The organism is Bradyrhizobium centrolobii, assembly GCF_001641635.1.
GTDB classification, from domain to species: domain Bacteria; phylum Pseudomonadota; class Alphaproteobacteria; order Rhizobiales; family Xanthobacteraceae; genus Bradyrhizobium; species Bradyrhizobium centrolobii.
On record NZ_LUUB01000095.1, the window covers coordinates 20,608 to 38,109 of the forward strand.

Sequence of the window (17,502 nt, forward strand, 5' to 3'; positions counted from 1 at the left end):
CGGGACACGAGAGGATTAGCCCGCCAGCACCTTCGCGATCGTGCGCAGATCCTGCCAGGCCAGCCGCTTGTAGGATGGCGAGCGCAACAGATAGGCCGGGTGGAAGGTCGGCAGCGCGCGGATCGTGCGCGCACCCGTGTCGTAGTCGAACCAGCGCCCGCGGGTGCGCATGATGCCTTCGCGCGTCGACAGCAGCGTCTGCGTCGATGGATTGCCCAGCGTCACCAGCACGTCGGGATTCACGAGCTCGATCTGGCGCTGGATGAAGGGCAGGCAGATCTGCGTTTCCTGCGGCGTCGGTGTGCGGTTGCCGGGCGGCCGCCACGGGATGACGTTGGCGATGTAGGCCTTGCTGCGGTCGAGCCCGATCGCGCCGATCATGCGGTCGAGCAGTTTTCCGCTTCGTCCGACGAAGGGCAGCCCTTCGATGTCTTCATCGCGCCCGGGCGCCTCGCCGACGAACATGATGCGCGCCTGCGGATTGCCGTCGGCGAAGACCAGCCTTGTCGCGGTGTGCTTGAGCGCACAGCCCTCAAAGCTTTGCATCAGCTCGCGCAGCCCCTCCAGCGTCGGCGCGGTGCGCGCGGCCTCGCGCGCCGAAGCAATCGCAACGTCGGGTGCAGGCGCGGCCTCGCCCCGCATGACCGCCGGCGCGGCGACCGGCCGCGGCGCTTCGACGGGCGGTGCCATGCGTGGGGCCGGTGGCGGGGCGTCGACCTCGGCCAGCCGGTCGATCGGTTCCTCCGCGAGCGCGCAGTCGACACCGGCCTCCAGATAGAAGGCCAGTAGCTCGCGGACGGTGGGTGTGGGTTCGGGGATCATTTGGAAAGTCTGACTTTTATAGCATATCGTTTTCGAGCGAAGTGGACACCGGTTCGCGTGAAGAAAACGCGTCAAAAAAGATCGGGACTTCCCCGGTTCTTGCGTACCACAACCGGGGAGGTCCCGTTTGGGCCACCTTGCATCCCAGCGGAACGCATTTCCGAGGTTGTCCTACCCGGAAAAATCGGAAACAAGGGGGCGCAAATGACAAGGAACCGTCTCAAGGGCTGAGATCAGATGAGCACCGAAGAACTCCCCCCGCGCGAATCCATGGAATTCGACGTCGTCATCGTCGGCGCCGGCCCCTCGGGCCTGTCGGCCGCGATCCGGCTGAAGCAGCTCAAGGCCGATCTCAACGTCGTCGTGGTGGAGAAAGGCTCCGAGGTCGGCGCGCACATCCTGTCGGGCGCCGTGATCGATCCGGCCGGGCTCGACAAGCTGATCCCGGACTGGCGCGAGGATTCCGACTGCCCGCTGAAGACGCAGGTCAAGGACGACCGCTTCTACTGGATGACGGGCAGCGGCGCGATCAAGCTGCCGAACTTCATCATGCCGCCGCTGATGTACAACCATCACTGCTATATCGGCTCGCTCGGCAATGTCTGCCGCTGGCTGGCGCGCAAGGCCGAAGCGCTCGGCGTCGAGATTTACCCGGGCTTTGCCGCGGCCGAGGTGCTCTATGACGACGAGGGCAAGGTCAAGGGCATCGCCACCGGCGACATGGGCATCGGCAGGGACGGCAAGCCGAAGGACTCCTTTACCCGTGGCATGGAATTGCTCGGCAAGTACACGCTGTTCGCCGAAGGCGCCCGCGGCAGCCTGACCAAGCAGCTCATCAACAAGTTCGCGCTCGATGCCAAGGCCGAGCCGCCGAAATTCGGCATCGGCCTCAAGGAGGTCTGGCAGATCGATCCGTCCAAGCATCAGAAGGGCATGATCCAGCATTCCTTCGGCTGGCCGCTCGACACGAAGACCGGCGGCGGCTCGTTCCTCTATCACTACGACGACAACCTCGTCGCCGTCGGCTTCGTGGTGCATCTCAACTACGACGACCCGTATCTGTCGCCGTTCGACGAGTTCCAGCGCTTCAAGACTCATCCCGCGATCCGCGGCACCTTCGAAGGCGGCAAGCGGCTCGCCTATGGCGCGCGCGCCATCACCGAAGGCGGCTACCAGTCGGTGCCGAAGCTCAGCTTCCCCGGCGGCGCGCTGATCGGCTGCGCGGCCGGCTTCGTCAACGTGCCCCGCATCAAGGGCGTGCACAATGCGATGGGCACCGGAATGCTTGCCGCCGAGCATGTCGCGGCTGCCATCGCCGCCGAGCGCGCCAACGACGAGCTCGTCGACTACGAGAACGCCTGGCGCTCCTCGTCGGTCGGCAGGGACCTGTTCCTGGTCCGCAACGTCAAGCCGCTGTGGTCGAAGTTCGGCACCGTGCTCGGCGTCGCCCTGGGCGGCTTCGACATGTGGTGCAACACGCTGTTCGGCACCTCGTTGTTCGGCACCCAGTCGCACGCCAAGCCCGACCGCGCCACGCTCGATCCGGCCAAGCAGCACACGCCGAAGAACTACCCGAAGCCGGACGGCAAGATTTCCTTCGACAAGCTGTCCTCGGTGTTCCTGTCCAACACCAACCATGAAGAGGACCAGCCGGTCCATCTGAAGGTGACCGACATGAACCTCCAGAAGACGTCCGAGCATGACGTCTTCGCCGGCCCCTCGAACCGCTATTGCCCGGCCGGCGTCTACGAGTGGGTGGAGGAGGGCGCAAGCCCGCGCTACGTCATCAACGCCCAGAACTGCGTCCACTGCAAAACCTGTGACGTGAAGGACCCCAACGGCAACATCACCTGGGTTCCCCCGGAGGGCGGCGGCGGCCCGAACTACGAGGCGATGTAAGGGAAGGTCGAAAAGGCAATCTGACGCACGTTCGCGTGAGGAATGGGCCGCGGGAGCTCGCCCGCGGCCACGATAAGGCCATAGTAGGAGCGTCTTGGGGCGCTCTTGGCCGATTTGGGGTGAGCGGAGGGGACGCCCGGTCCGAATCCTTGCGGTGAGGCGCCAAACGCGGCATTGTCCGACCTGACGGTTCCGGGTCCCGATGCCACTGGCCGCGTTCGCATGCGGCCTTCTGCTGCAAACCCAGGCACTACCAACTCAAGGCGAGCCCTGATGTTTTCAAATCGTTTCAACCGCTGGACTGTTGCTGCCATCGCCCTCATGGGCACTGCGCTTGTGGCGGTCCCAGGCGCGGGCCTGGCGCAGACGCCGGATCATCCGGAGAACACGGCGGCGCAGTTTCCGACCCGAAACGATCTGAAGTCGCTGACCACCTCCGGCAGCTATCTCGCCGCCCGCCACGCCAGCGTCGAGCGCGATGCCGCGTCCGCCGCCGCCTTCTACCGCTCGGCGCTGCGTACCGATCCCAAGAACAACGAGCTGCTTGACCGCGCCTTCATCTCCTCGGTCGCCGACGGCGACATCGATGAAGCGGTCAAGCTCGCCGAGCGCATCCTCACCATCGACAAGAGCAACCGCGTCGCGCGCCTCGTCGTCGGCGTGCATGATCTCAAGGTGAAGAAATATTCGACCGCGCAGAGCAACATCAACCAGTCGATCCGCGGACCGATCACCGATCTGGTCGCCACGCTGCTCTCGGGCTGGGCCGCCTATGGCGCCGGCGATGCCAAGGGTGCAGTCGCCAGCATCGACAAGCTGGCCGGCCCCGAATGGTATCCGCTGTTCAAGGATCTGCACACCGGCATGATCCTCGAGCTCGCCGGCAAGGAGAAGGACGCCGGCACGCGCTTCGAGCGCGCCTACAAGCTCGACGATTCCATGCTGCGCGTCGCCGAGGCCTATGCGCGCTGGCTGTCGCGCAACAAGGATGCAGCCGCCGCCACCGCCGTTTACGAGAACTTCGACAAGAAGCTCGCCCGTCATCCGCTGATCCAGGAAGGTCTGCGCGAGACCCGTGCCGGCAAGAAGATGCCGCCGCTGGTCGATTCCGCGCAGGCCGGTGCCGCCGAGGCGCTCTACGGCATCGGCGCCACGCTGACCCGCCGCGGCGGCGAGGACCTGGCGCTGGTCTATCTCCAGCTCTCGCTTTATCTCCAGCCCAGCCACCCGCTGGCGCTGCTCTCGCTCGCCGACCTCTATGAATCGGTGAAGCGGCCGCAGATGGCGATCAAGGTCTATGAGCGCGTGCCGTCGTCCTCGCCCTTGAAGCGCAATGCGCAGATCCAGCTCGCCGTCGACCTCGATTCCGCCGACCGCACCGACGAGTCGATCAAGATCCTCAAGGGCGTCGTGAGCGACGATCCCAAGGATATCGAAGCGATCATGGCGCTCGGCAATATCGAGCGCGGCCGCAAGAAGTTCGGCGACTGCGGCGCGACCTATTCGCAAGGCATCGACGTGCTGCCGGCCGGTAACGACAAGGCCAACAGCGTCTGGTACTATTATCGCGGCATCTGCGAGGAGCGCTCCAAGCAGTGGAGCAAGGCCGAAGCCGACATGAAGAAGGCGCTCGAGCTCCAGCCCGATCAGCCGCACGTGCTCAACTATCTCGGCTATTCCTGGATCGACCAGGGCATCAACCTCGACGAAGGCATGAAGATGATCAAGCGTGCCGTCGAGCAGCGCCCCGATGACGGCTACATCGTCGATTCCCTTGGCTGGGCCTATTACCGCATCGGCAATTACGAGGAGGCGGTGAAGAACCTCGAGCGCGCGATCGACCTGAAGCCCGAGGACCCCACCATCAACGATCACCTTGGCGACGCGTATTGGCGCGTCGGCCGCACGCTCGAAGCCAAATTCCAGTGGTCGCACGCCCGCGATCTCAAGCCCGAGCCGGACGACCTGCCGAAGATCGAGGCCAAGATCGCCAACGGCCTCACCGAGGACAATTCGAACTCTTCGGCCGCGCAGGCCGAGAAGAAGAAGGACGACGGCAAGGGCGGTTGATCCAAAAGGGGCAGGGGGTCGTCGCGAATGCCGGCGTTGATTGAAGAGGGACGTGCGAAGGTCAATTTGAGCCTTCGCGTGGTCGGCCGTCGTGCCGACGGCTATCATGATCTCGAAAGCGTGGTTGCGTTTGCCGACTGCGCCGACCGACTCACGCTGGAGCCGGGCGGCGAGCTCAGGCTCACCACCACCGGGCCGCTCGCGGCCGCCTGCGGCGATGCCGCCGATAATCTCGTGTTCAAGGCAGCCAAGCTGCTTGCCGAAGCCGTGCCGAACCTGAAGTTAGGCGCCTTCGCGCTCGACAAGGTGCTGCCGGTCGCAGCCGGCATTGGTGGTGGCTCGGCCGATGCCGCGGCGGCGCTGCGGCTGCTTGCCCGTCTCAACGATCTCGCGCTCGACGATCCCCGCTTGCAGCAGGTTGCGCTTGCGACCGGCGCGGACGTGCCGGTGTGTCTGCTCTCGCGCGCCTGCGACATGACCGGCGTCGGCGAGCAGCTCCTGCCGCTGAAGCTGCCGAGCATGCCTTGCGTCATGGTCAATCCGCGTGTGCCGGTCGCGACCAAGGACGTGTTCCAGGCGCTGGGCCTGCGTAGCGGCGAGCTGCTGGTCGGTGCCACCGACGTCATCGAAGCCCCGGCCTGGCCGGAGGAGGGCGCGTCGATCGCCGATTGGGTCGAGGTTCTCGAAACGGTGGCCAACGACCTCGAGGCCCCTGCGATGCGTATCGAGCCCGTGATCGGCAATGTGCTGGAAGCATTGCACGCCTCTGTCGGCGTCAAGCTCGCTCGCATGTCAGGCTCAGGAGCGACGTGCTTTGCGATCTTCGGTGCGCCCGCCGAGGCGCACGCCGCCGCCGAAAAGATCCGCAGCGATCATCCCGGCTGGTGGGTGCATGCGGGGACGTTGAGTTAAGCGCGCCGCCGTAGGGTGGGCAAAGCGACTTGTCCGCCGTAGCTCGAAGAGCGAAGGCGGAAGCGTGGCCCACGTCTGTCGCCCGATCCGAATGCATGGTGGGCACGGCGCTGTCGCGCCTTTGCCCACCGCGACTGAGCTAGCTTCCGCCTTCCTCGGCCAGCCCCAGAAACCGCCGGATCGCGCCGAGCACTTCGCGTGGCCGATCGTGATGCAGCCAGTGTCCGGCGCCGGAGATGGTCTCGATGCGCGCCTGTTGGAAGTAGCTCTCCAGGCCTGCCGCCTTGGAGCCGGCAAGGAAGCTTTCGCCGGCATTCAGCAATAGCGTCGGACAGGCGATGCGCGACCACAGCGCGACGTGATCGTCCGGCCAGAGCCGATGCGGCGAGCTGGCGCGCTGGTAGGGGTCGAACTTCCAGCTATAGCTGCCATCCTCGTTTTGCCGCGCCCCGTGCGTCGCGAGGTGCAGCGCCAGTTCGCGGGACAGCCGTTTGTTGTAGGTGATCATCTGCGCCGCCGCGTCTTCAATCGTGCGATAGCGGCGCGGTGCGCGGTCATGCAGCTTGTCGAGCTGGCCGATCCATCTGGTGATGCGCTCGTGCACCGGCGGTTTTGGCGCATCTGGCAGGACGGTCACACCGTCGAGGACCACCAGTGCTGACATCTGCTCTGGAAATGATCCGGAATAGATCAGGCTCACCATCCCGCCCATCGAGTGGCCGATGAGAGTCACCTGGGGCTCCGCGATGGCGCGGACGAGCTGCGCGAGGTCGTAGACAAATTCCGTCAGCGCGTAGCTGCCGCCCTTGGTCCAGTCGGAATCGCCGTGTCCGCGCAGGTCGGGCGCGAGCACGTGAAAATGCGGCTGCAACGATCGGGCGATGACGTCCCAGCTCCGGCAGTGATCCCGGCCGCCGTGAACCAGGATGACCGTTGGCGCGCCCTCGTTGCCCCAGTCCGCATAATGCAGCCGTAGGCCGTGAGACTCATAGTAGCGACTTTGCGGGACGAGCATCGTGCCGCGCTCCTCCTTGGCTGGCGGCTCGCTAACCATGCACCGGCCGTCGCGCCAGCGCGAGCGACAGGCCGAGGCCTGCGATGAACACGCCCGAACCTTGCGTGAGGCGTTGCATCAGGCGCGGCCGGCCGATCAGGTGTCTACGTGTCGCGGATGCCATCAGCACGACGATGACGTCAGCGAGCGTGTTCAACGCCACGGAGATCGCGCCCAGCATGATGAATTGCAGCGTGGGGCTCGATGCCGCCGGATCCAGGAACTGCGGAATGAACGCGAGGAAGAACGCCGCGGTCTTCGGGTTCAGCGCCTCGACCAGGACACCGTCGCGAAAGGCGCGCTTGTCGCCGACCGCCTCGCTCTCCAGCCGCAACGCGCGGCCGGCGCTGCGGAAGGTGCGAATTCCGAGCCAGACCAGATACAGCGCGCCGACGAACTTCACGACGCCAAACAGCTCGGCGCTCGCAAGGATGATCGCTGATATGCCGAGGCTGCCCGCTATCACGTGAACCAGGCCGCCCAGCGCCGTGCCCGCGGTCGAGGCGAAGCCGCTTGCGCGCCCTTCCGACAAGGTTCGCGCCGCGACGTAGAAGATGCCGGGGCCGGGAACGGCGGCAATGAGAAAAGCCGCGGCCAGAAACAGCCAGAAATTCGTTTCGCTCATCACGCGCGCGCATCCATGCTTGGCGGGTCGGCTTGTGCATCACCTGCTTGCCAACAAGTCCGGCCGCGCGCAAGCGGAGGATCGTCGCAATCTTAGGGTCTTGACGAGATCGCCTAGCCCATCCGCTGGAAGACCACGCTGGCGTTGACGCCGCCGAAACCGAACCCGTTGGAGATGGCGTTTCGGATGGTCATCGGCCGCGCCGCGCCGGACACGATGTCGATGCCCTCGGCGCCGGGATCGGGATTTTCGAGGTTGAGCGTCGGCGGCGCGATCTGGTCGCGCAGGGCGAGAATGGTGAAGATTGCTTCCAGGCCGCCCGCGGCGCCGAGCAGATGACCGGTTGCCGATTTGGTCGCGCTCACGGCAATGCGCCGATCGCGGCCGAACAACGCGCCGATCGCGGCAAGCTCGCCCTCGTCGCCGGCCGGTGTCGATGTCGCATGCGCATTCAGGTGCTGCAGGTCGGCCGGCTCCAGATGGGCCTGCCGTAGCGCAATCTCCATGGCGCGGCGGGCGCCGTCGCCGTCGGGCGGACCCGACGTCATGTGATAGGCGTCCGCCGTCGTGCCATATCCCACGATCTCCGCGATCGGCGCAGCGCCGCGGGCGAGCGCATGCTCGAATTCCTCGATCACCAGGATTCCTGCGCCTTCGCCCATGACAAAGCCGTCGCGGTCGCGGTCGAACGGTCGCGAGGCGCGCATGGGCTCGTCGTTGAACCGGCTGGACAGCGCGCGTGCCGCGGCGAAGCCACCAAGGCTGACGAGATCGATGCAGGCTTCAGTGCCGCCGCAGATCGCGACGTCGGCCTCGCCGGCGCGGATGATGCGCGCGGCATCGCCGATCGCCTGCACGCCGGCGGCGCAGGCCGTGACAGGCGTTCCCAGCGGTCCCTTGTAGCCATGTTTGATCGAGACGTGGCCCGCGGCGAGATTGGCGAGAAACGACGGAATGGTGAATGGCGAGAGCCGGCGCACGCCGCGCTGGTCGGTGGTGCGCACCGCCTCCACCATCGCCGGGAATCCGCCGACGCCGGAGGCGATGATCGTCGCGGTCCGTTCCAGCGCGGTCGTATCCTGCGGCGCCCATTTGGCCTGCGCGATCGCTTCTGCGGCGGCAAGCAGCGCAAACAGGATGAAGCGGTCCATCTTGCGCTGATCTTTTGGCACGGCTGCTTGCGCTGGGTCGAAGCCGCCTTCCGTATCCTCGGCCTTGTCGGGCACGAGCCCGGCAATTCGCGCCGGCAGAGGCTGCGACCACTCGGGCAGGGCGCGCAGTCCGCTGTGTCCGGCGAGCAGCCGGCGCCAGGACAGTTCGACACCGCAGGCGAGCGGAGACACCGCTCCCATCCCCGTCACGACGATACGACGCATACTAATCTCCAGCCGGCGCAACGGCCGGGTTCATGGCCTTGAGCGAGGCGAGGCGCCGGCGCATCCCGCGGCTCGCGCGCGGCCCGGGAATGACGACCGCATTGGCAAGCGTGATCGGATGCATATTGACGGCGTCGACGACGACCGGATCGAGCGGGCGAGTGTCGTCTCGGTTCGCCAGCACAATGGCCTCGCCCTTCGGCGCGAGATGTTTGTTGCCCCAGGCGAGCAGCGCCACGACCACGGGGAAGAAATCCCGCGCCTTCGGCGTCAGGACATATTCGTAGCGAGGCGGTCGGTCGTTGTAGCGGCGGCGGACGAACATGCCGGTCTCGGTGAGATGGGCAAGGCGCCGCGACAGGATGTTCGGCGCGATCCCGAGGCTTTGCGAAAACTCGTCGAAGCGCGTCGCGCCCTGAAACGCATCCCGCAGGATCAGGATGCTCCACCATTCGCCGACCGTTTCCACGGCGCGGCCCACCGGGCATTCCATGACGGAGGGGGATTTGGGCTGCATGGCGCCATGCTAGGCAAGTTACTTGCAAAATGCAAGTGACTAGGTCGACAGCTCATAGCGCGGCTGGAACGAGCCGGGAGAATGGAAGCCGTGTCCGTGATTTGAAATATGTGTTGGAGAGTGACGTCCGCGCACCGTGCTCGGTCATTGCGCGCCAACAGGTCCGCGCGAAGCGCGACCCGATGACAGACTCCGTGAAACAATCCAGAGCCTTTCCGCAGCCAAAGACTGGATTGCTTCGCTGCGCTCGCAATGACGGTGTGGATGCAGTCGTGCGCTACCTCAGCGTCGTCGTCCCGGCGAAGGCCGGGACCCATAATCACAGGGAGAAGTTTGGGGGAGACTGGTGGTCATTCAGTCTTCCCACGGTACTAAGACCTGCGCTCCATCGATAGATCACGCGGTATGGGTCCCGGCCTTCGCAGGGACGACAGCGAGGGTGTGGCGGCAGCGTGCGCCGAAACGTAAGAACGCGAAGACTTAATGCGACCGTGCCAGGCAGAACGCCACGACCTGCTCGAGCGCGCTTTTCATCGGGGAGGACGGGAACAGCGCCAGCGCGTCGACGGCCATGGCGCCGTAATGCTGGGCGCGGCTGAGCGTGTCTTCGAGCGCGCGGTGCTTGTTCATGAGGCCGATGGCATGGTCGAGGTCGGAATCGCCGATCTCGCCGCGCTCGAGCGCACGCACCCAGAAGCCGCGCTCAGAGTCATTGCCGCGGCGGAAGGCAAGCACGACCGGCAGCGTGATCTTGCCTTCGCGGAAATCGTCGCCGATGTTCTTGCCGAGCTTGGCGCTCTTGCCGCCATAGTCGAGCACGTCGTCGACAAGCTGGAAGGCGATGCCGAGATTCATGCCGACCGAGCGGCAGGCGGTCTGCTCCGCCTTCGGGCGGTTGGCGATCACGGGGCCGACCTCGCAGGCGGCGGCGAACAGCTCGGCCGTCTTGCCGCGGATCACGGCGAGATATTCGTCCTCGGTGGTCGCGGTATTCTTGGCGGCGGCAAGCTGCATCACTTCGCCTTCGGCGATGGTCGCTGCGGCCGCGGAGAGGATGTCGAGCGCCCGGAGCGAGCCGACCTCGACCATCATGCGGAAGGCCTGGCCGAGCAGGAAGTCGCCGACCAGGACGCTCGCCTCATTGCCCCAGAGCATGCGCGCCGACAGCTTGCCGCGGCGCATCTCGCTCTCGTCGACGACGTCGTCGTGGAGCAGCGTGGCGGTATGCATGAATTCGACGGAGGCAGCGAGCTTGATATGGCCGTCGCCGGTGTAACCGGCGAGGTTGGCCATGGCGAGCGTCAGCATCGGCCGCAGGCGCTTGCCGCCGGAGGAGATCAGGTGGTTGGCCACCTCCGGGATCATGGTCACCTCGGAGCCGGTCCGCGACAGAATGGTCGCGTTGACGCGCTCCATGTCGGGGGCGACAAGGGCAACCAGCTCTTCGATCGACGCGCCGGGAGTTTCGAAAGGTACGATGACGGCCACGCCGGTCTCCAATATTTGCCCCGGAAGGGCTATTCTGATGGAAAGACAATAGAAACTGCTGGTGGATGCGGCAAGGGCTGCGGAACCATTGACATTTGCCGCTTAATCCCCTTCAGGCAGGAGGCTAATTTGCGCGAACTGGTTCGGACCAACGATATGGTGCTGGTGTCGGCGATCGGCGCGCTGCTCGACGGCGCGAACATCCATCATCTGGTGCTGGACCAGAACATGAGCATCATCGAGGGCTCGCTCGGCATCCTGCCGCGGCGCATCCTGGTCCATGAGGAGGATGCCCGCGCGGCGCGGGAGCTCCTGGCGGAGGCCGGGCTCAGTCACGAATTGCGCGGCGATGACTGAGCTCTTGCTCGATATCACCGAAGACGCCTTTCTCGGCGGACAGTTGCTGCTGAAGCAGAAGCGGTCCGGGCACCGCGCCGGACACGACGCCATCCTGCTCGCCGCGGCGACGCGGGCCGAGGCCGGCGAGCGGGTGGTCGATCTCGGCGCCGGCATCGGCGCCGCCGGGCTTGCGCTCGCCCGGCGGGTCGCCGGAATCAGGCTCAGCCTGGTCGAGATCGATCCGGAGCAGGCAGCGCTCGCGCGCGCCAATGCTGCAGCGAACGCGATTTCCGCCGATGCGATCGTGCTCGACGTCACGGCTGACGCATCAGTCTTTGCGGCGAACGGGCTTCCGCCGGACAGTGTCGACGTGGTGCTGATGAACCCGCCTTTCAACGATCCGGCGCGGCATCGCGGCTCGCCGGATCAGGCGCGCCACACGGCGCATGTAGCGACGGCCGAGACACTGCATGCGTGGGTGCATGCAGCGCGGCGCATCCTCAAGACAGGCGGTGCGCTGACCCTGATCTGGCGCGCCGATGGAATCGCCGAGGTCTTGGCAGCGCTGTCGCGCGGCTTCGGCAGCCTGTCCATCCTGCCCGTTCATGGCGAGGCGGGAAGGCCCGCGATCCGCGTCCTGGTGCGGGCGGTCAAAGGCGGCCGCGCGCCAGCGCGGATCCTGCCGGGCCTGATGCTCAACGAAGAGTCAGGCGTGCCTAATAAAGAGGTGAAAGAGATTCTGGAGGGGAGGGCGGTTTTGCCGCTGGCGGAGCCATGACGGCTTACTGGGAAGCCGATTCCGATTGCTGTTCCTGCGGGGACGTGAAGCGAATCGCCGTGAGAAGCGCACCCATCAGCATCAACAGCAGATAGATCTTCATGGTCTTTTTCTCCGCTGCTTTATTGCAGCCTCCCGACGGCTGCTTTGCAAAACACGTTCCAGCCACTTTCAATGACAGTCGCGTGATAAGAAATGGTAAATCAGAGGTAACGGCATGGCCGAGCAATTGAACGATCGCGGAGGCTCCGGCCTGGTCGACAAACTCATGGAATATCTGCCGGCCCGCTTCCGCCCAGGTGCGGCAGTCGTGCCGGTGGTGCGGCTGTCGGGTGTGATCGGCGCGGTGACGCCGCTGCGTCCGGGCATGACGCTCGCGGGCGTCGCCCGGGTGCTGGAGCGCGCCTTCGCGGTCCGCAACGCCAAGGCGGTGGCGCTGGTGATCAATTCGCCCGGCGGCTCGCCGGTGCAGTCGCGCCAGATATTCTTGCGCATCAAGCAGCTCGCGGCGGAGAAGAAGCTGCCGGTGCTGGTATTCGTCGAGGACGTCGCGGCTTCCGGCGGCTACATGATCGCCTGCGCGGGCGACGAGATCTTCTGCGATCCCTCCTCGATCCTCGGCTCGATCGGTGTGGTCGGCGGCAGTTTCGGCTTCCAGGAGGCGATCAGGCGGCTCGGCATCGAGCGGCGCCTCTACACGGCCGGTGCGCACAAGGCGATGCTCGATCCGTTCCTGCCCGAAAACCCCGATGACGTGGCGCGGCTGAAGTCGATCCAGCGCGAGATCCACGACATCTTCATCGCGCTGGTGAAGGAGAGCCGCGGCGCGCGGCTGAAGGGCGCCGATGACACCCTGTTTACCGGCGAATACTGGGCCGGCGAGAGCGCGATCGCGCTGGGGCTGGCCGACGGGATCGGCGATCTCCGCTCAACTCTTCGTGCCCGCTATGGCGAGAAGGTTCTCACGCCTGTGATCGCGCAGCCGACTGGACTGTTCTCGGGCCTGTTTGGGCGGAGATCGCCCGGCGCGGGCCAGCTTTCGGCCCTGGAATCGGTGACCGGCCTGCCGGATGATCTGATCTCGGCGCTGGAAACCAGGGCGATTTGGGCGAAATTCGGGTTTTAGCGACGGCTAGCCCGCGCCATTTGGTCCAAACCGAGCCAATTGCGGTGCAGCCCCGTCTGCGCGAGAATATCTGCGGGGGCTGAGCATTGAACAAGGATCGACCGATGCCGTTCGTCGCATTCGCGGGCGTCCTGGGCGGGCTTGCCATGGTCCGCTGGGCCTATAAGACCGCCGTCCGGATCAATCAGGAGCTGGAGGAGATGCGCCTGTCGCGCGTCGCCGAATCCGCCCGCATGGGGGAAATCCAGACGCTGAAGCGTGACCCCGTGACCGGAGCTTATCGCCCGGGCTAGCTGTCATGCCGGGCTTGTCCCGGGCATCCACGTTCTTCGTGAGGTGACAAAGGCGTGGATGGCCGGGACATAGGCGAGCGGAAGCGACGCCGTCCTTCGGACGGCTATGCCCGGCCATGACGGAAGTTGCGCTGCTTTCCAGCCCCTTTGCCTTGATTCCCATCCCCGCCGTCGATACGGTCCCGCGCGATTCAACCCCCCCGCGAGAGCCCGATCTCACGATGGACGCCTCATTGCCCGCCCATATGCGCCCGGAACGCTCGTTCCAGGGCTTCATCCTCGCGCTCCAGCGCTTCTGGGCCGAGCAGGGCTGCGTGATCCTGCAGCCCTACGACATGGAGATGGGCGCGGGTACCTTCCATCCGGCCACCACCCTGCGCGCGCTCGGGCCAAAGCCCTGGAACGCGGCCTATGTGCAGCCCTCGCGCCGGCCCAAAGATGGCCGCTATGGCGAGAACCCGAACCGTATGCAGCACTACTACCAGTTCCAGGTGATCATGAAGCCGTCGCCGCCGAACCTGCAGCAGCTGTACCTGAAGTCGCTCGCCGCGATCGGCATTGATTCCGCCGTGCACGACATCCGCTTCGTCGAGGACGATTGGGAAAGCCCGACGTTGGGTGCCTGGGGCCTCGGCTGGGAATGCTGGTGCGACGGCATGGAGGTGTCGCAGTTCACCTACTTCCAGCAGGTCGCGGGCTTCGAATGCGCGCCGGTTGCGGGCGAGCTCACCTACGGGCTCGAGCGTCTCGCAATGTATGTGCAGGGCGTCGACCGCGTCTATGACCTCAACTTCAACGGCCGCGACGGCGCCGACAAGGTCACCTATGGCGACGTCTTCCTCCAGGCCGAGCAGGAATATTCGCGGCACAACTTTGAATACGCTGACACCGCGATGTTGTTCGAGCAGTTCAAGATGGCCGAGGAGGCTTGCAAGAAATATCTCGCCGCCGGCTGGCGCGAAGGCGGCAATCAGAAGCAGCACCTGATGGCGCTGCCCGCCTATGACCAGTGCATCAAGGCGAGCCATGTCTTCAACCTGCTCGATGCGCGCGGCGTGATCTCGGTGACGGAGCGGCAGAGCTACATCTTTCGGGTGCGCGAGCTGGCAAAGGCCTGCGGCGAAGCCTGGGTGCACACCGAAGCCGGTGGAGCGGCCTGATGCCCGATTTGTTGCTCGAACTCTTCTCGGAAGAAATCCCCGCGCGCATGCAGGCCAAGGCGGCGGACGATCTGCGCCGCATGGTGACCGACAAGCTGGTCGCCGAAGGCCTCGTCTATGAGGGCGCCAAGGCGTTCGCGACGCCGCGCCGGCTTGCGCTGACCGTGCACGGCATCCCCGTGCGCCAGCCCGACCTCAAGGAAGAGCGCCGCGGCCCGCGCGTCGGCGGCCCCGAGCCTGCGATTCAGGGCTTTCTGAAAGCCACGGGCCTTGCCTCGCTGAGCGATGCAAAAATCCAGAGCGACAAGAAGGGTGACTTCTACATCGCGCTGATCGAAAAGCCCGGCCGTGCCGCGATCGACGTGCTCGCCGAGATCCTGCCCGTCATCATTCGTACCTTCCCCTGGCCGAAATCGATGCGGTGGGGCGCGCGTTCGGCAAAGCCCGGCTCGCTCAACTGGGTGCGTCCGCTGCACGCGATCACCGCGACGTTCGGGCTCGAGACCGAAGAGCCGGACATTGTGAAATTCTCGGTGGATGGCATCGAGACCGGCAACACCACGTATGGCCATCGCTTCCTCGCGCCTGCCGCGATCCAGGTGCGCCGGTTCGAGGACTACGAGGCGAAGCTGCTGAACGCGAAAGTCGTGCTCGATCCGGAGCGGCGCAAGGATGCGATCCTCACCGACGCCAAGCAGCTTGCGTTCGCGCAAGGGTTTGAGCTCGTCGAGGACCAGAACCTGCTCGACGAGGTCGCGGGCCTCGTCGAATGGCCGGTCGTGCTGATGGGTTCGTTCGATCAGGAATTCTTGGCGACACCGGCGGAAGTGATCCGCGCCACCATCCGCAACAACCAAAAATGCTTTGTGGTGAGCGATCCGAAGACCGGCAAGCTCGCCAACAAGTTCATCCTGGTTGCCAATATCGAGGCGACCGATGGCGGCAAGACCATCATTGCCGGCAACGAGCGCGTCATCCGCGCGCGCCTGTCGGACGCAAAGTTCTTCTACGAGACGGATCTGAAGACCAAGCTCGAGGATCGTCTGCCGAAGTTCGAGCAGATCGTGTTCCACGAGAAGCTCGGCACGCAGGCGGAACGGATCAAGCGCATCGAGCGCCTGGCCGCAGAGATCGCGCCGCTGGTCGGCGCCGATGTCGAGAAGGCGAAGCGCGCCGCAAAGCTCGCGAAGGCAGACCTGCTAACGGAAGTCGTCGGCGAATTCCCGGAAGTCCAGGGCCTGATGGGCAAGTATTATGCGCTGGCGCAAGGCGAGGACCCCTCCGTCGCCGCGGCCTGCGAAGAGCACTACAAGCCGCAAGGCCCCGCGGATCGCGTGCCGACCGATCCGGTCAGCGTTGCGGTCGCACTCGCCGACAAGATCGACACGCTCGTCGGCTTTTGGGCGATCGATGAAAAGCCGACGGGTAGCAAAGACCCGTATGCGCTGCGTCGCGCGGCGCTGGGTGTGATCCGGCTGATTGCTGAAAACAATATTCGCTTGAATTTGTTGAAGGTGATTCCGAAATTTGTCGTGACATTGCTTGAGGGCGACGCGGTAAAGTCTGCAGAAAGCCCAATTGCGATTGCGCCATCGCTTCTGGTCTTCTTCGCCGACCGCCTGAAAGTTCAGCTCCGCGAGCAGGGCGCGCGGCACGATCTCGTTGACGCGGTGTTCGCGCTCGGCGACCAGGATGATCTGCTGATGATCGTCCGCCGCGTCGAGGCGCTCGGCAAATTCCTCGATACTGACGACGGCAAGAACCTGCTCGCCGGCACCAAGCGCGCCAGCAACATCCTTGCGATCGAGGAGAAGAAGGACAAGCGCACGTTCGACGGCGCGCCGGAGCCTGCGCTTTACAGCCTCGGCGAGGAGAAAGTGCTGGCCAAGGCGATCGACGAGGTGAAGGCGGAGGCAAGCGCCGCCGTCGCCAAGGAAGACTTCGCCGCCGCCATGAGCGCGATGGCGAAGCTGCGTCCGCCGGTCGATGCGTTCTTCGACAAGGTCCGCGTCAACGACGATGATCCGAAGGTGCGCGAGAACCGCCTGAAGCTCTTGAACGAGATCCGCAGCGCGACGCGTGCGGTCGCGGACTTCTCGAAGATCCAGGATTGAACTCTCGTGCCCCGGACGCAGCGCAGCGCTTCTTCAGGGGTGCGCTGCAGAGCCAGGGCCCATGCCGCGTGCAACTGACTTGATGTCCGATTTTACACTGCTCGCGCCAGTCACGATCGGCGCGCCGGACATCCAGTTGAATGCTGCTAGTCGAGCACCTCGACGATGCGCCGCGAGCGCGGCTCGACCAGCACGGTCTCGCCGTTTACGACCGTGTAGCGATAAGTCGTCGCGCCGAAACGTTGCGGCACGTCATAATAGGTCACACCGCTTTCGGGTAAGGTGGCGCCGACCACGATGCGATCGGGCACGGTAAAGGCCGGTACACGTTGCTCGGCCACGTATGCGCGGAAGGCCGGCCGCTGCTCGACCGCAATGGTCGGGCCGCTATCGACCACGACGGGAGCGCGTCCCACCGTTTGCGCCTGCGCCGCGACGGGCGAGCCGATCGCGGCCGCGAGCGCTGCAAGAGCAAGAATCCTGTTCCGCATGGACAACTCCTTCGACGTGATATTTTCGGAAGCGCAAGTAGCGCGACCGGTTGCCAATGCATGCGCCATTGCAATGTTCCGAGAAAAGCGCCGCCGCATTCGCGGCAATTTCGGGCAGTTTTCGCGAAGGCGGGAACTTGCAACGGCCCCAACGCGTCTCTACTCGCGGAACCCGCCCCGCTATGATCCGCCCGCGATTCGCCCCTAGTCCAACGCTACAGAAAGAGATTCATGCACATCACCGTCGCCCACATTTCGCCGATCCTGTCGTTGATTGCGGGTGTGCTCATCCTGATCATGCCGCGGCTCCTCAACCTGATCGTCGCGATTTTCCTGATCGTGAACGGCGCGATCGGGCTTGGGCTCCTGAAGTGGCTCCACCTCTAGGCGTTCATTTTCCGGAACAGTTCGACTTGCGCGGACCCGCCCAAAATGGTG

The 17,502-nt window shown here is 65.1% G+C and carries 17 protein-coding genes; 10 read left to right on the forward strand and 7 right to left on the reverse strand.

The genetic code is table 11. The features are described from left to right. Positions 1-15: 15 nt before the first annotated feature. Complete coding sequence (locus AYJ54_RS34640; RefSeq protein ID WP_063706248.1) at positions 16-822, reverse strand: uracil-DNA glycosylase; 807 nt, start codon at positions 820-822, stop codon at positions 16-18. Between the two features lie 237 nt (positions 823-1,059). On the opposite strand from AYJ54_RS34640, the gene AYJ54_RS34645 reads away from it, so the two are divergent. The 3 genes from AYJ54_RS34645 to AYJ54_RS34655 all read left to right on the forward strand — a co-directional run bounded on the left by AYJ54_RS34645 (position 1,060) and on the right by AYJ54_RS34655 (position 5,703). Beyond that, a complete protein-coding gene (locus tag AYJ54_RS34645) occupies positions 1,060-2,721 on the forward strand; it encodes an electron transfer flavoprotein-ubiquinone oxidoreductase (protein ID WP_063706250.1) in 1,662 nt (553 codons plus the stop codon). Between the two features lie 273 nt (positions 2,722-2,994). Continuing rightward, the gene (locus AYJ54_RS34650) at positions 2,995-4,791 is read left to right on the forward strand and encodes a tetratricopeptide repeat protein (RefSeq protein ID WP_082905998.1); all 1,797 of its coding nucleotides are present in this window, start codon (positions 2,995-2,997) and stop codon (positions 4,789-4,791) included. A gap of 27 nt (positions 4,792-4,818) precedes the next feature. After that, a complete protein-coding gene (locus tag AYJ54_RS34655) occupies positions 4,819-5,703 on the forward strand; it encodes a 4-(cytidine 5'-diphospho)-2-C-methyl-D-erythritol kinase (protein WP_063706252.1) in 885 nt (294 codons plus the stop codon). Between the two features lie 139 nt (positions 5,704-5,842). Here the strand turns inward: AYJ54_RS34655 and AYJ54_RS34660 are convergent, their stop codons facing one another. The 5 genes from AYJ54_RS34660 to AYJ54_RS34680 all read right to left on the reverse strand — a co-directional run bounded on the left by AYJ54_RS34660 (position 5,843) and on the right by AYJ54_RS34680 (position 10,763). After that, on the reverse strand, positions 5,843-6,718 hold the full coding sequence (locus AYJ54_RS34660) for an alpha/beta fold hydrolase (RefSeq protein ID WP_063706303.1): 876 nt from the start codon (positions 6,716-6,718) through the stop codon (positions 5,843-5,845). A gap of 31 nt (positions 6,719-6,749) precedes the next feature. After that, complete coding sequence (locus AYJ54_RS34665) at positions 6,750-7,382, reverse strand: LysE family translocator (RefSeq protein WP_063706253.1); 633 nt, start codon at positions 7,380-7,382, stop codon at positions 6,750-6,752. Between the two features lie 113 nt (positions 7,383-7,495). Beyond that, positions 7,496-8,758: a beta-ketoacyl-ACP synthase II gene (gene fabF / locus AYJ54_RS34670; RefSeq protein ID WP_063706255.1), complete on the reverse strand. Its 1,263-nt coding sequence runs from the start codon at positions 8,756-8,758 to the stop codon at positions 7,496-7,498. Between the two features lies 1 nt (position 8,759). Beyond that, positions 8,760-9,275, reverse strand: coding sequence for a winged helix-turn-helix transcriptional regulator (locus AYJ54_RS34675; RefSeq protein ID WP_063706257.1), 516 nt, complete (start codon positions 9,273-9,275; stop codon positions 8,760-8,762). Between the two features lie 480 nt (positions 9,276-9,755). Then, the gene (locus tag AYJ54_RS34680) at positions 9,756-10,763 is read right to left on the reverse strand and encodes a polyprenyl synthetase family protein (RefSeq protein ID WP_063706305.1); all 1,008 of its coding nucleotides are present in this window, start codon (positions 10,761-10,763) and stop codon (positions 9,756-9,758) included. 129 nt (positions 10,764-10,892) lie between these two features. Between AYJ54_RS34680 and AYJ54_RS34685 the strand changes: the two genes are divergently transcribed. The 6 genes from AYJ54_RS34685 to glyS all read left to right on the forward strand — a co-directional run bounded on the left by AYJ54_RS34685 (position 10,893) and on the right by glyS (position 16,573). Next, positions 10,893-11,120 carry a putative signal transducing protein gene (locus tag AYJ54_RS34685; protein WP_063706259.1) on the forward strand — a complete coding sequence of 76 codons (228 nt, stop codon included), beginning with the start codon at positions 10,893-10,895 and terminating at the stop codon, positions 11,118-11,120. Then, positions 11,113-11,880, forward strand: coding sequence for a tRNA1(Val) (adenine(37)-N6)-methyltransferase (locus tag AYJ54_RS34690; protein WP_063706261.1), 768 nt, complete (start codon positions 11,113-11,115; stop codon positions 11,878-11,880). Before AYJ54_RS34685 ends, AYJ54_RS34690 begins: the two co-directional genes overlap by 8 nt. A gap of 217 nt (positions 11,881-12,097) precedes the next feature. Continuing rightward, positions 12,098-13,006, forward strand: coding sequence for a S49 family peptidase (locus tag AYJ54_RS34695; RefSeq protein WP_063706263.1), 909 nt, complete (start codon positions 12,098-12,100; stop codon positions 13,004-13,006). A 104-nt stretch (positions 13,007-13,110) separates the two neighbouring features. Then, positions 13,111-13,299 (forward strand): hypothetical protein, encoded by a 189-nt coding sequence (locus AYJ54_RS34700; RefSeq protein ID WP_063706265.1) that lies wholly within the window; start codon positions 13,111-13,113, stop codon positions 13,297-13,299. Between the two features lie 221 nt (positions 13,300-13,520). Continuing rightward, the gene (locus tag AYJ54_RS34705; RefSeq protein ID WP_063706266.1) at positions 13,521-14,459 is read left to right on the forward strand and encodes a glycine--tRNA ligase subunit alpha; all 939 of its coding nucleotides are present in this window, start codon (positions 13,521-13,523) and stop codon (positions 14,457-14,459) included. After that, the gene (gene glyS, locus AYJ54_RS34710; protein ID WP_063706268.1) at positions 14,459-16,573 is read left to right on the forward strand and encodes a glycine--tRNA ligase subunit beta; all 2,115 of its coding nucleotides are present in this window, start codon (positions 14,459-14,461) and stop codon (positions 16,571-16,573) included. Before AYJ54_RS34705 ends, glyS begins: the two co-directional genes overlap by 1 nt. Before the next feature lie 146 nt (positions 16,574-16,719). On the opposite strand, the gene AYJ54_RS34715 is transcribed toward glyS, so the two are convergent. After that, entirely contained in the window at positions 16,720-17,064 is a 345-nt protein-coding gene (locus tag AYJ54_RS34715) for a DUF1236 domain-containing protein (RefSeq protein WP_063706307.1), read from the reverse strand. 231 nt (positions 17,065-17,295) lie between these two features. Between AYJ54_RS34715 and AYJ54_RS48195 the strand changes: the two genes are divergently transcribed. Further along, the gene (locus AYJ54_RS48195; protein ID WP_018648785.1) at positions 17,296-17,451 is read left to right on the forward strand and encodes a DUF3096 domain-containing protein; all 156 of its coding nucleotides are present in this window, start codon (positions 17,296-17,298) and stop codon (positions 17,449-17,451) included. The last annotated feature ends 51 nt before the right edge of the window (positions 17,452-17,502 follow it).

Coding starts and splice junctions, on each gene's coding strand:
- AYJ54_RS34645 (WP_063706250.1), top strand. CDS start 1,060: ATGAGCACCGAAGAACTCCCCCCGCGCGAATCCATGGAATTCGACGTC.
- AYJ54_RS34705 (WP_063706266.1), top strand. CDS start 13,521: ATGGACGCCTCATTGCCCGCCCATATGCGCCCGGAACGCTCGTTCCAG.
- AYJ54_RS34675 (WP_063706257.1), bottom strand. CDS start 9,275: ATGCAGCCCAAATCCCCCTCCGTCATGGAATGCCCGGTGGGCCGCGCC.
- AYJ54_RS34715 (WP_063706307.1), bottom strand. CDS start 17,064: ATGCGGAACAGGATTCTTGCTCTTGCAGCGCTCGCGGCCGCGATCGGC.
- AYJ54_RS34695 (WP_063706263.1), top strand. CDS start 12,098: ATGGCCGAGCAATTGAACGATCGCGGAGGCTCCGGCCTGGTCGACAAA.
- AYJ54_RS34690 (WP_063706261.1), top strand. CDS start 11,113: ATGACTGAGCTCTTGCTCGATATCACCGAAGACGCCTTTCTCGGCGGA.
- AYJ54_RS34700 (WP_063706265.1), top strand. CDS start 13,111: ATGCCGTTCGTCGCATTCGCGGGCGTCCTGGGCGGGCTTGCCATGGTC.
- AYJ54_RS34650 (WP_082905998.1), top strand. CDS start 2,995: ATGTTTTCAAATCGTTTCAACCGCTGGACTGTTGCTGCCATCGCCCTC.
- AYJ54_RS34665 (WP_063706253.1), bottom strand. CDS start 7,382: ATGAGCGAAACGAATTTCTGGCTGTTTCTGGCCGCGGCTTTTCTCATT.
- fabF (WP_063706255.1), bottom strand. CDS start 8,758: ATGCGTCGTATCGTCGTGACGGGGATGGGAGCGGTGTCTCCGCTCGCC.
- AYJ54_RS34660 (WP_063706303.1), bottom strand. CDS start 6,718: ATGCTCGTCCCGCAAAGTCGCTACTATGAGTCTCACGGCCTACGGCTG.
- AYJ54_RS34655 (WP_063706252.1), top strand. CDS start 4,819: ATGCCGGCGTTGATTGAAGAGGGACGTGCGAAGGTCAATTTGAGCCTT.
- AYJ54_RS34640 (WP_063706248.1), bottom strand. CDS start 822: ATGATCCCCGAACCCACACCCACCGTCCGCGAGCTACTGGCCTTCTAT.
- AYJ54_RS48195 (WP_018648785.1), top strand. CDS start 17,296: ATGCACATCACCGTCGCCCACATTTCGCCGATCCTGTCGTTGATTGCG.
- glyS (WP_063706268.1), top strand. CDS start 14,459: ATGCCCGATTTGTTGCTCGAACTCTTCTCGGAAGAAATCCCCGCGCGC.